This is a genomic window from Acetobacter fallax (genome assembly GCF_011516735.1).
GTDB classification, from domain to species: Bacteria; Pseudomonadota; Alphaproteobacteria; order Acetobacterales; family Acetobacteraceae; genus Acetobacter; species Acetobacter fallax.
This window is the reverse complement of sequence record NZ_WOSX01000010.1, coordinates 99,545-113,930: the sequence shown is the minus strand read 5'-3', so window position 1 is coordinate 113,930 and position 14,386 is coordinate 99,545. Positions and strand designations below refer to the sequence as shown.

The following is a 14,386-nucleotide window of genomic DNA, read 5'->3' as shown; positions in this document are numbered from 1 at the left end:
CGAAGGATGTCGAGACAACAATCTCGTCATCCTGCGCATGGTTGATGATTGCCCATATCCGCAGAGTTCTGCGAAAAATCAATCAAACCGCTTTCTGATTCAGGCTCTCAGTGAAGGTGTAAATTTTGATGAATTCGATATCTATATTCGTGGAAAAAATGGAAATGATGTAGAGATTTTTGATAATTCCAGCTCATGCATGCAATTCATAGGCGATATTGGCCTTAATATGCCTTATTTTCAGGCATATGATTATTATGCAAAACGATGCAATGATTTTAAGGATGATATATTACTAAAATGCGATGATGATATCGTTTATCTGGATACCAATGGTTTTGAGGGGTTTGTCGATGCAATAAGAAACAACCCACAATACTTTCTTCTTTCCGCTAACGTCATCAATAATGGTATCTGTGCTTATCTGCAGCAAAAAAATGGCGGAATTCCAGAAACAATTGGCACGTTCGAATCTCCATCCGGAGGCCTTTGTGGCAGCCTGTGGGAGAGTGGCGAAAAAGCTTTTGCTCTTCACCAGTATTTTGTCAAAAGCGGTGCTAAAGCTATTCCTCTTGAGGCCCCGGTAGTGGAATGGTCAGAGCGAAACTCGATCAATTTTATTGGCTGGCGAGGTGAAAATCTGAAACACATGAATTTCCCCCAGGGAGATGACGAGCGTTTCATGACAGTCACGGTTCCGCGTTATCTGAAGAGAAAGACAGCCGTTTATTCTGATTTTATGGTGGCGCATCTGAGTTTTTACGCTCAGGAAATGACCGTGAAGCCTGATGATGTCATTAGCCTCTATCGAACGTTAACGCGAGATTAGCAGGTTTGTCAGGAATTTCGTGCGCGCGGCGTTGTTCATTGAATTGATCAGACGGTGGCGCGCGCGAAGCGCTTCACCGAAGAGAATGGAGAACTGTGCCTTTGCCATGGACCACTTCTCTGGCAGCATGATCCGCTCTTTCTCGGTCCGGTTTAAGGTTAGGAAGAGGAGCCTGAGAGTCGCCTTACACCAGCGGCTGTGAAGATTGACCTTTGTCCGGGAGCATCCGGGCCCAGGCAGGGACCACGGGTCCTTGCACCCGGCCTGCTGATCATAAACGGTTTGCAAAGGTCTGCGACCTTGGTGGGTTTCGGAGCAAAGCCCTGCCAGTCCTGCACCAGCCAGTGGCGCACAGGTCAAAGGCAAGATCCTCTGGTATAAGTCCGTAGAAATCGGCATGAGCATTTCGAGGTCGGACGAGCTCCGGGGAATATGAAGAACCATAACTTTTGTGGCGTCGACAATGTGCCCGGCAATATCGTGAAAGATGGCACTGAAGGGTCACTCGTTACCGGGCTCTGCCCGTTCTTCCGACCCACTTCAGTCCGGAATTATGCGACGACAGAAAGATCAGGCTGACGTTATGAGGTGGTTTTATTCTGTGTGATCAGCTGGACGACGGCATGTACGACTGGCGTAAAGGGGCGAGAGTTCGTAAAGGCTGCGGGCCATGGATGATCGTACTGTAGATTTTGACTTTGACCTGCCTCAGGAGCGGATTGCGCAGCACCCGGTAAAGCCCCGGGACAGTGCGCGGTTGCTGGATGTGCCGTGTGATCCCGGGGCGCCAGTGACGGACCGGCATGTGCGGGATCTGCCGGGGCTGTTGCGGGCCGGGGATTTGCTGGTGGCCAACGATACGGCGGTGATTCCGGCGCAGCTCCATGCGCGGCGGGGCGAGGCGAAGATCGGGGTGACGCTGGATCAGCATCAGGCGGACGGGGCGTGGAGCGCGCTGATCAGGAACTCGAAGCGGCTTCGGGTTGGGGATGTGCTGACGTTTCCGGGGGCGGCTGACAGGGATGTGGCGACGGTTGTAAGCCTGGATGGTGAGGGCGGGGCGACGTTGCGATTTTCGTGCGAAGGGGAGGCTTTTGACGGCTTTCTCCGGACGGCGGGCGCTCTGGCGTTGCCACCTTATATTGCGCGGCCTTCGGGGCCGACGGCTGAGGATGAGGTGGATTACCGGACGATTTTTGCTGAGCATAAGGGGGCGGTTGCGGCGCCTACCGCGGGACTGCATTTCACGCCGGAGCTACTCGCACGGCTGGATGAGGCAGGCGTTGCACGTGAAACACTGACTTTGCATGTAGGTGCCGGGACGTTTCTGCCAGTGCGGACGGAAACGCTATCTTCTCATAAGATGCATTCTGAGCGGGGGATTATCACGCGGCGCGCGGCGGATCGGATCAACGAGACGCGGGCTCGGGGCGGACGGATTGTTGCCGTGGGGACGACGTCGCTGCGGTTGCTGGAGAGTGCGGCGGCGGAAGATGGCACGGTGAGACCGTTTGACGGGGAAACGTCGATTTTCATTCATCCGGGGTATCGGTTCCGGACAGTGGATCTGCTGATGACGAATTTCCATTTGCCGCGTTCGACGTTGTTTATGCTGGTTTGCGCGTTTGCCGGGACGGATCGGATGCGGGCGGCTTATGCTCATGCTGTTGAGGATGGTTACCGGTTTTATTCTTATGGGGACGCTTGTTTGCTGCGGCGGGGCGCCTGAGTTTAAAACCGTCTGAACGGCAGCGCTCAGATGTCGCTTTACCTTCAGTTTAGTTGATGATGGTGCTCCGTTCCTGTCGATCGTCGCATCTGTCTGTTTTTCGAAATAACGAAAACCAGACATTGCAGACCGTCCGAATGTGAAGACCTGCAAATCAGAGTGTTCCGGTTGATCGACAGAACCTCTCGCGAAGGCATGTGACGCTTGCGAATATGCCTGTAAGAGGCTGACAGCTTATACCAGAGGGTCTGGCCTATGACCTGTGTCAGGTTGATGGATGTGGGGCTTGCAGGACTCTGCCCTGGAACCTGGCAAAGGCTCGCCCTTGCAAACCGTTTTATGATCAGCAAACCGGGGTGCAGGGGGCTGCGGTCCCTGCCGGGTCCGGGCAGAGCCCGGATATTCTTATCGACAGGTCAGTCTTCACAACCTCTGGTATAAATCTGGCTCCGCGCCGCCACTGGCTCGTTTCCCGAAATAGTCGAAACCGGACATTACAAAACGTCAGAACACACTGGCCGGGAAGCAATCCTGCCTCACTGACGACCTCATTCTGGTGAAAACGTATGATTAAAGGCGACGTTTCCGGGAAAGACGTTTGATGATTGGAGCTAAAGCCCTGGACATTCACAGTTCGGAAGACATCGCCGTGCCGCCTTCCTGATTTGTCGTTATACAGTCGCCCGGACAGGCAGCGCCTCCTTTGGCCGAACTTGAGATACGGGACGACTATGAAGAGTGACACATTCCGCTGGATCTGCGAGTCCACTGACGGCGCGGCGCGGGCCGGACGGCTACAGACAGCCCACGGACCCGTTGAAACGCCGACATTTATGCCGGTTGGGACGGTTGGCACGGTCAAGGCGATGACGATGGACGCGGTGCGGTCCACGGGTGCGGGAATTGTGCTGGGGAACACGTATCACCTGATGCTGCGTCCGGGCGCTGAGCGGGTGCAGGCGCTGGGCGGGCTGCATCGGTTCATGGACTGGCATGGTCCGATCCTGACTGATTCCGGTGGATTTCAGGTGATGTCGCTGGGCGCGTTGCGGAAGCTGGATCAGGACGGAGTGACGTTTCAGTCGCATATTGACGGGTCGAAGCACCGGCTGGACCCGGAGCGGTCGACGGCGATTCAGCATGCGCTGGATGCGACGATTACGATGTGTCTGGATGAGTGCCCTGCCCTGCCGGCTGAGGCGGAGGCGATTGCGGCGTCGATGCAGATGTCGATGCGCTGGGCGGCACGGTCACGCGAGGCGTTTGTGGCCCGGCCGGGTTACGGACAGTTCGGGATTGTGCAGGGCGGGACGGAGCCGGAACTGCGGGCGGAGAGCGTGAAGGCGCTGACGGAGATCGGATTCGAGGGCTATGCGGTTGGTGGTCTGGCGGTTGGCGAGGGTCAGGCGCTGATGTTCTCGACGCTGGATGTGACGACGCCGCTGATGCCGGCCGATGCGCCGCGTTATCTGATGGGCGTGGGAACACCGGACGATCTTCTTGGAGCGGTTGAGCGCGGGATCGACATGTTCGACTGCGTGATGCCGACGCGGGCGGGGCGTACGGCGCGGGCGTACACTGAACGCGGGACGATGAATCTGCGGAATGCGCGGTTTGCTGAGGATGCGCGGCCAGTTTCGCCGCATTGCGATTGTCTGGCGTGTTCGCGACATTCGCGGGCATATCTGCATCATCTGTTCCGGACGAACGAGATTCTGGGGCCGATGCTGCTGACCTGGCACAATCTGGCGTATTATCAGCGGCTGATGCGGGGCATTCGGGCGGCGATCGTGGATGGTACGCTGGGGGCGCATGCGGTGCATCTGCGGGCGGAGTGGGCAGCGGAGGACTGGTCTGAGGACGAGATGCCGCAGCCGATCATTCCGCCTGTGGCCTGATGATGCGGGTCGCTCCGGCTCTGCCCGAATCCGGCAGGAGGCCTGGCTCCCATCAAAGGTCACGGACCTTTGGAAACCATTTTATTGTAAATCAATCGGGGTGCGGGGGCCTGCGGTCCCTGCCGGGTTCGGGCAGAGCCCGGTCTTTCACCAGCCCTTTGAAAAATCACAGATTAACACGCAACGATAACAGAGCCATTCCAAAGGCCAGTGATTTTTGGCGGAGCCCTGAGAACTCTCCCCGGAGCCAGCTCCGGTGATGTCTTTCACTCTGTCTGAACGCATCCGGGAACGCGCATTTGCGCTGGGGTTTGACGCCTTCGGAGTTTGCGATGCGGAGATCGGGCCGGAGACGGGTGCCCGGCTAAGGGCGTTTCTGGCAGACGGGCAGCACGGCACGATGGGGTGGCTGGCGGAGCGTGCGGAAGCGCGGGCGCATCCGCAGGGACTATGGCCGGACGTTCGGAGCGTGATCTCGGTCGGGATGTCTTACGCGCCTGAGGGAGATCCACTGGCGACACAGGGTGTGCCTGAGGCGGGGAATATCTCGGTCTATGCGCGGAACCGTGACTATCATGATGTGATCAAGGGGCTGCTGAAGCATCTGGCGCAGTTTGTGGTGGTCGAATCGCGGCGCTGTGGCGTGGATGCCGGAGTTAAGGTGTTTGTGGATACCGCACCGGTGCCGGAGAAGCCGCTGGCGGAGCGGGCCGGGCTGGGCTGGCAGGGTAAGCATACGAATGTTGTCTCACGGGACCATGGAAGCTGGCTGCTGCTGGGGGAGATTTACACCACGATTGACCTGTCGCCGACGGTGCATCGGGCGGGGCAGTGCGGAAGTTGCACGCGGTGTCTGGTGGCGTGTCCGACAGATGCATTTCCTGCTCCGTATGAGATGGATGCGCGACGGTGCATTTCCTATCTGACAATTGAGCATGCAGGGCCGATTCCTGAAGAATTCCGGGTGGCGATGGGTAACCGGATTTACGGGTGTGATGATTGTCTGGCGGTGTGTCCCTGGAACCGGTTTGCGGTGGAGTCCCGACAGATAAAGCTGCGGGCGCGGGAGGATCTGATGGCGCCAAAGCTGGCGGCACTGGCTGTGCTGGATGATGCGGCGTTTCGGTATTTATTTTCCGGGTCACCGGTCAAACGGATCGGGCGGGGGCGATTCGTGCGCAATGTTCTGATTGCTGCAGGCAATTCCGGCGATGCGGGATTGCTTGGGGTGGCGCAGGGTTTGTGTGAGGATTCTGATCCTGTTGTTGCGGATGCGGCGCGATGGGCCTGCGGGCGACTCGGGGAGAGAGTGTGATGCGTCATCTTGCCAAACGCAGTCTGGTGCTGTCGGGGCATGGGACGAGTGTGGCTCTGGAGCCGGAGTTCTGGGACGTTCTGGACGGAATGGCGGCTGCGCGGCGGGAGCCGGTCGCGCGGCTGGTGGAGAGCATTGACGTGACGCGCGATCCGGGGCGGCCGCTGGCTTCCGCGCTGCGGGTTGCAGTTCTTAACTTTGCTTTATCAAATATCATATCCCGGGCATCTGCGCGTTGAGACAGGATAGAGTGTCCGGGTCGCCCGCTATTTCTGGCTGACAGCCAGATCACGAGATGTGCGATAGGCCGGCCGCATGCCCGCGAGGACGACAGAACCGGCCCCTTTTGCGTTTAGCTAACGAGATGAAAACTTTATTTTCCGCCCCCGAGGTTGTTAACCATTCAGAAAGGCACCCTGATTTAGCGTCCTCTCAACGGCGGGATATCGCCTCCAACAGACCGGACCAGGGCGAGGATTCCATGCCAGCCAATGTCGTGCGTATGCCTCATTGTCCGCAGACGAGCCCTCTGCTGATCTCGCATTCTCTTCTGCAGATGGCTGACATTGTCTGGAAAGCCGGACTGCCGGGGCTGGCGACTGAACTCGTGGGGCTCGCTCATTCTGCTTTCGATCGCGGCGCGGATAAAACGTCTCTCTGAGCGGGAATGGCATCGGTTGTCCTGTGGAAGGGATTACTCCGGGCGCCCCGATTCCTGCCGTGGGCGGGGAGAGAGCCATAGTTTTTTCCGCTCTTCCCGTATCATGAGCACCATTCAGGCAGTCGGGCTTGGGTGGCTCTGCTGGCGGTGCTAGAGTCAGTCTTATGGGTATATGGGGCAAAGTATTCGGGACCGTGGCCGGGTTTGCGGTTGGCGGGCGGATGGGAGCGGTGCTGGGTGCCGCGCTGGGTCATGCCGCCGATCGCGGCTCATTGCTTGAACCGCCGACAGGAGGCTGGAGTGATCGCTGGGCGGCACGCGCCGCGCCGGACCCGAACGGGGCAGCAGCGTTTGTCGCGGCGAAATTTGCCGCCGTCACGGGCCGCAAGGACCAGCTTTACGCGCTCTGCACGATCATCCTGACTGCCAAGCTTGCCAAATGTGATGCGCCCGTAAACCGGCGTGAAATCGACGCTTTTAAATCCCGTCTGCGTGTTCCGCCGGAAAATGTTGCGGAGGTCGGGCGTCTGTTCGACTTCGCCCGCCAGCGCACCGATGACTATGAGCACTTTGCACGTGAACTGGGCCACAGCTTTCGTGATCAGAAGCTCATGCTTGAGGATCTGCTGTCGACACTGTTCTTCATCGCCCGGGCAGACTGTCCGAAGGGGCAGTCGCTGCATCCTGACGAGATCCGTTTTCTCTCCCGTGTTCACAAAGCGTTCGGCCTGGGGCAGGGCGCATGGGATCGGGCGGAAACTGGCCGTTCCCGGCCGGCGATGGCCGAAGACGATGCCTATACTGTTCTCGGGGTCTCCGTAACCGCGACCGATGACGAGATCCGCGCCACGTGGCGGACCCTGGTTCGTACCCATCACCCGGATACCCTGACCGCCCGCAATGCCAGCCCTGCTGAAATTGACGTGGCTGTGACAAAAATCTCACGAATCAATGCCGCCTGGGACGTTATCAAGCGCGAGCGGCGCCTGTAAGGCCGGCTGGTAAACTGCCGTCTCCCCTCAACCTTTCGTTATGGTGCACGTTAGAAAAAGGGACGTCATGCGGAGCCCCTGAATTGTGCGACACATCGGTCACAGAGTCCGGCAACACATCCTGTGACCGGAAGGCTCGTGGCTTCGGCTGATTGCATCCGGAACGCGACGTGTTAGAGAGGGCGGGGATCGGACGATCTTTGCCGGTTAAAACAGCCTGCCCCGCCGCTGGCCTGAAGCGCCGTGGGAAGATCGATGTTGCTACGGAGACACTGACGGGTATGGGTTCAGTCACGGACGATCAGCAGATTGCTTTCCTCCCGGGCAGTTCGGCATGCCAGTCTGCACCCCGCCGCAACAGACGCTATGGAGCTGCACGGTTTAGCACGCTGGTTCTCAGCGCGCTGACTCTGGCAGGCTGTGCGTCGATGGTTTCTCCAAAACCGAAAGACCCCGATGCGCTGGCGGAATACGAAGAGGCCAACGATAAATATGAGCCTCTGAACCGGAAAATGTATAATCTTTCGGTATGGGTCGATAAATACTCAATGCGTCCTGTGGCGAAGGCTTATGTCTGGGCTGTTCCGCGTCCGGTTCGCAGTTCGCTGGGCAACATGGTCCGGACGATGAACGAGCCTGTCGTGTTCTTTAATGATGTTGGCGCAGGCAAACCGCGCCGCGCCGGTGATTCGTTTGCGCGATGGTGTATTAATATGACCGTCGGGATCGGCGGTTTCATTGATGTCGCGAAATATGCCGGATATCCGCATCATGATAATGACGGCGGTTTGACGCTGGCGACGTGGGGCATTCCTTCCGGCCCTTATCTGTTCCTGCCGATGATGGGACCGTCTTCGATCCGCGACGGGATCGGATACGGGATCGATCAGGGTCTCTCGCCATGGAACTACGTTCCGCGTGGTTATGGACTGATCACCTTCAACTGGGCCTATAACATTATGGGCACGATCAACACGCGTGCTGATCATCTTGATGATCTCGATCAGGTTCAGCGTGACGCGCTTGATCCGTATGCTACGATCCGCAGTGCCTACCAGCAGCAGCGCAAGGCGGTTGCCGACTCCATCAGGAATGACCACCGGGCTACCGTGCCTGACTGGTACAACTGACCCGATGCAGGAAGACCAGGGACACATCACTATGAAGACCAGCGTAAGTCGCCGCCTCGTGCTCGGAACTGTCACTGCTCTGGCTCTGACATTCGGTCTGAACCAGTCAGCGTCTGCTGCGGAAACTGCCAGCGATTTCGTGAGGCGCCTCGGAGGGCAGCTTGTTACAATCGTGAACAGCGATGCCTCTGCTGACCAGAAGAGGGAAAAGCTTTTCCCTGTTCTGGAGGAAGGCGTCGATATCGACAGTATCGGGCAATACTGCCTGGGCCGGTACTGGCGTACCGCCACACCGGAGCAGAAGGCGCAGTATCTCAAGCTTTTTCATCAGATCATCGTGAACGCGGTTTCTGAAAAGCTGGGAGATTATCGTGGCGTCAGCTTTACGATTGGCGGGACCACACAGGATGGTCCGGATCAGGTTGTTGATGCTGTCCTGCATCGTCCGCAGCAGCCGGATGCCAACACGCAGTGGCTTATCAGCACGGCGAGCGGATCACCCAAGGTGGTCGATCTGAAGGGCGAGGGCGCAAGCCTGCGCCTGACGCAGCGCGGGGATTATTCGTCTTATATCCAGCGCAATGGCGGCAAGGTCGATGCTTTGATCACGGCGTTGCAGCATCAGATTGACAGGCATGGTGCTCCGAAGAGCGAGTAATATACCTCACGGTGTTCTGAACAGAGAGAACGGTCCCGCGCCAGAGCCTGCGCGGGACCGTTTTTTTGTGGTCTGACGGCTCGGTATCTCATCCTGCTCGGCGGAACGTGACCAGGCTGCGGGTGGCCGACCGGGTTGCGGGCGGTTAAGGTCGATCCAGTTTCGTACCGGACCTGTGAGTACGCCGTGCATCCGATCCTTTTGTCGCTCGTCACTTATCTTCCTCTGGCTGGAGGCCTGGCTATCATGCTCGGCCGCGGTTCGGCGGAGACCGCCGACCGGACGGCCCGCTGGATTGCCCTGTGGACGAGTCTGATCGTTCTGGGGCTCACGGCCGTGATGTGGTCGGAGTTCGATCCCCGTCTGGCAGGTGCCCAGTTCGAACAGCAGCTTTCCTGGATGCCTGCTTTCGGGATTTCGTATCATACCGGTCTTGACGGAATCAGCCTTGTCTTCGTGTTGCTGACGGCGTTTCTGACACCACTGTCGATCGGGGCGGGCTGGCGCAGTATCCGGGGTCGGGCGGCGGACTTCATGGCGGCTGTTCTGTTCCTGGAAACGGCTCTGATGGGTCTGTTTTCCTCGCTCGACCTTGTTCTGTTCTATGTTTTCTACGAGGCGACCCTCATTCCGGGCAGTCTGATGATTGGCGTCTGGGGCGGACCGAAACGTGTCTGGGCATCACTCCAGTTCTTTCTGTTCACTTTTGGTGGCTCGCTTTTCATGCTTGTCGCGCTTGTTGCCCTGTGGACAATGGCGGGCACAACGGACATTCCGGTTCTGACTCAGTCGCATTTCTCAACGGCTGTGCAGTGCTGGCTGCTGGCGGCTTTTGTGATTGCTTTTGGCGTCAAGTTACCGCTGTTTCCGCTGCATGCGTGGCTGCCGGATGCCTACACTGAAGCGCCAACGCCGGCTTCCGCGATGCTGTCAGGTGTTCTGTCCAAGACCGGCGCTTACGGGTTGCTGCGCTTCGGGGTGCTGATGTTCCCTGATGCGGTTCACCGTTTCGCGCCCTTTATCCTGCCGCTCGGTGTCATCGCCATCATTTACGCCGCCTTCATTGCTTTTGCGCAAACGGATATGAAGCGGCTGATTGCCTACTCGTCTTTCTCCCATATGGGCATGATTGCGGTCGGTCTTTTCACGCTGGATGCCGAGGGCGTGGATGGTGCGATTTATCAGATGCTGTCTCATGGTGTGGTGATCGCAGCTCTTTTCTTCAGTGTCGCTGCGATCGCATGGCGGGCTGAGACACGGGATATTTCGGCGCTGAGTGGCGTGGCGTTCCGGATGCCGGCGCTGGCGACGCTGGCTATGCTGTTCACCATGGCAAATGTCGGCCTGCCGGGCACTGGTTCCTTCGTCGGTGAGTTGCTGATTCTGATGGGTGCCGTGCATGTCTCGTTCTGGCTGGCACTGATGGCGGGAACGACAATGATCATGGGCGCGGTGTACATGCTGGCGCTTTATCGCGACGTGATCTTCGGCACAGTGAAAGGCACCGTCGGGTTGCTGCGTGATCTGACCGCCGCCGAGATTGCCGTGCTGGCTCCGCTCGCCTTTGTCATTCTGTGGATGGGTGTTCACCCGGCTTCGTTCACGAGTCTGTTTGACCCGGCAATCTCACACGCTCTGGGCAGCAACGAGGCAACGGCGTTCCACACTGTAGCAGCGCATGTGCAGCTTGCTGTCAGTCGGTAACGGCGGTTTAAGCAGAAGACCGGGCTCTGCCCGGACCCGGCAGGGACCGCAGGTCCCTGCACCCTGATTGGTTAATAATAAAATGGTTTCCAAAGGTCTGTGATCTTTGGTGGGTTTCAGGGCAAAGTCCTGATAAGATGCCAGCACTTAACGGCAACAGAGCCTTTTCAAAGGTGCAGGGGACTGCGTATCGTGCCGGGGTCTGGCTCGGCCCGAAAATCACGCAGTCGGGCTGGTCCTGAATACGGTTGCATAAATATCCGGCTTAAATCCAACCGTAATTGCGCCGGTATCGAGCACAGGACGCTTTATCATTGATGGATTCGCCAGCATGAGGGTGATCGCCTTTTGCTCCGTCACATCCGCTTTGTCCGCATCAGGCAGTTTACGAAATGTGGTTCCGGCCCGGTTGAGCAGTTTTTCCCAGCCGACCTGACGGACCCAGCTTTTCAGGCAATCCGGGTCGATACCTGTCTTTTTGTAATCGTGAAAAACATAGGCGATTCCGTTCTGATCGAGCCAGGAAAACGCCTTTTTCATCGTGTCGCAGGATTTGATCCCGTAGATCGCAACCGTCACTGACTACGTGCTCCTTATGTTCTTCACAGACCAGAACCATAGTCTTTGTCTGTGCCGAGGGAAGAGTCGGATGCTGCCCGAGCCTGCCAGGCACAGCAGACCTCTATGTCCTGGTTTTGTTTAAACATAGTGGGCAGCCTGCTGCTTTTATACCGCCCCCGTGCGTTGGCAGAAGCGGCAGAACTGTGCTCTGCCAGAAGAACGGCAACGACACCCCGAAACCGGACGGGGTAACAGACCCTTCATCCCAACCCGTTGATAAACAAGCCGATTTCCAAAGGCCCTGTTGTCGTTAAGTGCTGGCTCCTTCCCAGGGCTTTGCTTTGGAACCCACCAAAGATCACAGACCTTTGGAAACCATTTTATTATTAATCAATCGGGGTGCAGGGGCCGTCGTGCGCAGCACGCCTTCGCGTGACGGTCCCTGCCGGGTTCGGGCAGATCCCGGATCTGCTAACTCTTTGCAAAACCACAGATCAACACGTAACACCAACAGAGCCATTCCCAAAGATCTGCGACCTCTGGCGGGGTGAAGAGCGAAGCCCCCGGGCTCTCTTTCAATGCTGGTTTGATATGAAGAAGCGAAACCGTCTGCTTCAGTTGTTTACCGACCGAAACCGCGCACCATTGATCGCCGCCATCCGGTTCGGGAAGAAAACCTCATTGCGGACTGATGAGGATGGTGTGCTGCATCGGCGAGAGAAACCATCACCCTCAGCGCGTCCGCTGCGGCCACAAACGGCAATATGAAGATTTCCGCGCAATGACTTTAAAAAGCGTTTTTTCGCATCTGTCTTCGTCGGAAAGGCCCATTCCTGTCAGATATTCACATCTTATACGTCAATCGCGTATCCGACATTATGGTTTTCAAGCCAGCGAAGTGTGAAAAGACAGCCAGATTCTGATCCGGGTTTTTCACTCATCCGTGGAGAAATGACCGTATTTCCATGAAATGGAAATCGTATGGGGCGGTCGAACTCGGGGACAGAATCTGCCGGAATACGTCACGCAGGCGTATTCCGGCAGAAAAGCCTTACAGGCTGGCAGGAACCTTGCCGCCGTTCTCCGCCAGTTTCTGGCGAACCTCTTTAATCAGCCAGACATTCATCGTGGCCGTATCGTTCTGGTCACCTGAATAATGCAACTCGGTGGCAAGCTGCTTGCGTGCGGTGAGCGAGCTGTCGAGGTTCAGCAGCTTGAGGAGATCAACGATGGACTCCTGCCAGTTGAGCTGCTGACCGGATTTAGCGGCAAGAGCGGACAGAACCGCATCCACATCGACCGGAGCCACCGCTGCCGCTGCCGGAGCGGCGGTAGCAGCGGCTGGCGTGCCCGCGGCGGGGGCTGCTGATGTGGCATCGGCAGCCGGGGTTGCCGCTTTGGCGTGACCGAAGATCGCGGAAACGATTGAACCGAAAATACTCATAAGACGTCTTTCCTTTTCTGATACCAGCACCGGACCGGCACCGCCGCCCTCCTTGGCAACAGCGCCGGCAGCGATCAGTAGCGGTATTCTTCGTGCTTGAACGGACCGCTCACCGGCACACCAATATAATCGGCCTGCTTCTTGCTAAGTTGCGTCAGCTGAGCGCCGACCTTCGCGAGATGCAGGGCAGCCACCTTCTCATCCAGCTTTTTCGGCAGGGTGTAGACCTTCGCTTCGTACTGGCCCGGTTTTGCCGTCCAGAGCTCGATCTGCGCGAGAGTCTGGTTGGTGAAGGACGCGGACATGACGAAGGACGGGTGGCCCGTGGCGTTGCCGAGGTTCACCAGACGACCTTCGGAGAGGAGGATCAGGCGTTTGCCATCGGGGAATTCGACCTCGTCGACCTGCGGCTTGACGTTATCCCATTTGAAATTGCGCAGCGCGCCAATCTGAATTTCGGAATCAAAGTGACCGATATTGCAGACGATGGCGCGGTGCTTCATCTCACGCATGTGGTCAACTGTGATGACGTCCACATTGCCCGTGCACGTGACGAAGATATCGCCACGCGGGGCGCCCTCTTCCATCGTGACGACCTCGTAGCCTTCCATCGCGGCCTGAAGGGCGCAGATCGGATCGGCTTCTGTGACGAGGACGCGGCAGCCGGCGTTACGCAGCGAGGCGGCGGAGCCTTTGCCGACATCACCGTAGCCCGCGACCACGGCGACCTTGCCGGCCATCATCACGTCGGTGCCACGGCGGATGGCGTCCACGAGGCTTTCACGGCAGCCGTAAAGGTTGTCGAATTTCGACTTCGTGACGCTGTCATTGACGTTGATGGCGGGAACTTTCAGTTCACCTTTCTTCTGCATCTCCCAGAGGCGATGCACGCCTGTCGTCGTCTCTTCAGACAAGCCTTTCACGTCATTGAGCATCTCGGGATATTTGTCGTGCATCAGCACGGTCAGATCGCCGCCGTCGTCGAGGATCATGTTCGGAGTCCAGCCGTCCGGCCCTTTGACCGTCTGCTCGATGCACCACCAGAACTCGTCCTCGCTCAGGCCTTTCCAGGCGAAGACAGGGATGCCGGCGGCGGCAATGGCAGCGGCGGCCTGATCCTGGGTCGAGAAGATGTTGCAGGACGACCAGCGGACGGTGGCGCCAAGCGCGATCAGGGTTTCGATGAGCACTGCGGTCTGAATGGTCATGTGCAGGCAGCCGGCGATACGAGCGCCTTTCAGCGGCTGACTGGCTCCGTATTCCTCGCGCAGCGCCATCAGGCCAGGCATCTCGCCCTCGGCAATCGAGATCTCCTTGCGACCCCAGTCGGCGAGGGAGATGTCTTTAACCTTGTAGTCGTTGCTCGTGCTCATCGTGACCCCGTATTCAGAGAGAAGGTCGCTTCCTATACAAGCTGCGGCGCTTCCAGGCCACCTAATGTGCAGGCCTGTAATTTTTTTACCCG

At 57.8% G+C, this 14,386-nt stretch carries 12 protein-coding genes and 2 pseudogenes; 10 read left to right on the top strand and 4 right to left on the bottom strand.

Annotation, left to right across the window (positions count from 1 at the left end; translation table 11 throughout):
• Positions 1-98: pseudogene (locus tag GOB85_RS07635) on the top strand (IS5/IS1182 family transposase); the annotation flags it as partial.
• A 778-nt stretch (positions 99-876) separates the two neighbouring features.
• On the opposite strand, the pseudogene GOB85_RS19875 reads toward GOB85_RS07635, so the two are convergent.
• Positions 877-1,012 (bottom strand): annotated as a pseudogene (locus tag GOB85_RS19875) (IS256 family transposase); the annotation flags it as partial.
• Positions 1,013-1,499: 487 nt separating this feature from the next.
• Here GOB85_RS19875 and queA point away from each other — a divergent pair.
• From queA to GOB85_RS07585, 9 genes are all read left to right on the top strand, one after another.
• The gene (gene queA, locus GOB85_RS07625; protein ID WP_173576880.1) at positions 1,500-2,558 is read left to right on the top strand and encodes a tRNA preQ1(34) S-adenosylmethionine ribosyltransferase-isomerase QueA; all 1,059 of its coding nucleotides are present in this window, start codon (positions 1,500-1,502) and stop codon (positions 2,556-2,558) included.
• A 731-nt stretch (positions 2,559-3,289) separates the two neighbouring features.
• Positions 3,290-4,456, top strand: a complete 1,167-nt coding sequence (gene tgt, locus GOB85_RS07620) for a tRNA guanosine(34) transglycosylase Tgt (protein WP_173576881.1) — start codon at positions 3,290-3,292, stop codon at positions 4,454-4,456.
• 259 nt (positions 4,457-4,715) lie between these two features.
• Positions 4,716-5,771: a tRNA epoxyqueuosine(34) reductase QueG gene (gene queG / locus GOB85_RS07615; protein ID WP_173576882.1), complete on the top strand. Its 1,056-nt coding sequence runs from the start codon at positions 4,716-4,718 to the stop codon at positions 5,769-5,771.
• Positions 5,771-6,010 (top strand): ribbon-helix-helix domain-containing protein, encoded by a 240-nt coding sequence (locus GOB85_RS07610; RefSeq protein ID WP_173576883.1) that lies wholly within the window; start codon positions 5,771-5,773, stop codon positions 6,008-6,010. The genes queG and GOB85_RS07610 overlap by 1 nt, the downstream gene beginning before the upstream one ends.
• Before the next feature lie 242 nt (positions 6,011-6,252).
• Positions 6,253-6,432 carry a hypothetical protein gene (locus GOB85_RS07605; protein ID WP_173576884.1) on the top strand — a complete coding sequence of 60 codons (180 nt, stop codon included), beginning with the start codon at positions 6,253-6,255 and terminating at the stop codon, positions 6,430-6,432.
• A gap of 164 nt (positions 6,433-6,596) precedes the next feature.
• Positions 6,597-7,424 (top strand): TerB family tellurite resistance protein, encoded by an 828-nt coding sequence (locus tag GOB85_RS07600; protein WP_173576885.1) that lies wholly within the window; start codon positions 6,597-6,599, stop codon positions 7,422-7,424.
• 428 nt (positions 7,425-7,852) lie between these two features.
• Entirely contained in the window at positions 7,853-8,554 is a 702-nt protein-coding gene (locus tag GOB85_RS07595) for an MlaA family lipoprotein (RefSeq protein ID WP_242011356.1), read from the top strand.
• A 31-nt stretch (positions 8,555-8,585) separates the two neighbouring features.
• Complete coding sequence (locus GOB85_RS07590; RefSeq protein WP_173576886.1) at positions 8,586-9,212, top strand: MlaC/ttg2D family ABC transporter substrate-binding protein; 627 nt, start codon at positions 8,586-8,588, stop codon at positions 9,210-9,212.
• Between the two features lie 186 nt (positions 9,213-9,398).
• On the top strand, positions 9,399-10,916 hold the full coding sequence (locus GOB85_RS07585; protein WP_173576887.1) for an NADH-quinone oxidoreductase subunit M: 1,518 nt from the start codon (positions 9,399-9,401) through the stop codon (positions 10,914-10,916).
• A 219-nt stretch (positions 10,917-11,135) separates the two neighbouring features.
• Here the strand turns inward: GOB85_RS07585 and GOB85_RS07580 are convergent, their stop codons facing one another.
• From GOB85_RS07580 to ahcY, 3 genes are all read right to left on the bottom strand, one after another.
• Positions 11,136-11,495 (bottom strand): ArsC family reductase, encoded by a 360-nt coding sequence (locus GOB85_RS07580; RefSeq protein WP_173576888.1) that lies wholly within the window; start codon positions 11,493-11,495, stop codon positions 11,136-11,138.
• A gap of 1,033 nt (positions 11,496-12,528) precedes the next feature.
• Positions 12,529-12,921: a DUF3597 domain-containing protein gene (locus GOB85_RS07575; protein ID WP_173576889.1), complete on the bottom strand. Its 393-nt coding sequence runs from the start codon at positions 12,919-12,921 to the stop codon at positions 12,529-12,531.
• A gap of 74 nt (positions 12,922-12,995) precedes the next feature.
• The gene (gene ahcY, locus GOB85_RS07570; protein WP_173576890.1) at positions 12,996-14,294 is read right to left on the bottom strand and encodes an adenosylhomocysteinase; all 1,299 of its coding nucleotides are present in this window, start codon (positions 14,292-14,294) and stop codon (positions 12,996-12,998) included.
• Positions 14,295-14,386 lie beyond the last annotated feature (92 nt).

Coding starts and splice junctions, on each gene's coding strand:
- queA (WP_173576880.1), top strand. CDS start 1,500: ATGGATGATCGTACTGTAGATTTTGACTTTGACCTGCCTCAGGAGCGG.
- tgt (WP_173576881.1), top strand. CDS start 3,290: ATGAAGAGTGACACATTCCGCTGGATCTGCGAGTCCACTGACGGCGCG.
- queG (WP_173576882.1), top strand. CDS start 4,716: ATGTCTTTCACTCTGTCTGAACGCATCCGGGAACGCGCATTTGCGCTG.
- GOB85_RS07610 (WP_173576883.1), top strand. CDS start 5,771: ATGCGTCATCTTGCCAAACGCAGTCTGGTGCTGTCGGGGCATGGGACG.
- GOB85_RS07605 (WP_173576884.1), top strand. CDS start 6,253: ATGCCAGCCAATGTCGTGCGTATGCCTCATTGTCCGCAGACGAGCCCT.
- GOB85_RS07600 (WP_173576885.1), top strand. CDS start 6,597: ATGGGTATATGGGGCAAAGTATTCGGGACCGTGGCCGGGTTTGCGGTT.
- GOB85_RS07595 (WP_242011356.1), top strand. CDS start 7,853: ATGGTTTCTCCAAAACCGAAAGACCCCGATGCGCTGGCGGAATACGAA.
- GOB85_RS07590 (WP_173576886.1), top strand. CDS start 8,586: ATGAAGACCAGCGTAAGTCGCCGCCTCGTGCTCGGAACTGTCACTGCT.
- GOB85_RS07575 (WP_173576889.1), bottom strand. CDS start 12,921: ATGAGTATTTTCGGTTCAATCGTTTCCGCGATCTTCGGTCACGCCAAA.
- ahcY (WP_173576890.1), bottom strand. CDS start 14,294: ATGAGCACGAGCAACGACTACAAGGTTAAAGACATCTCCCTCGCCGAC.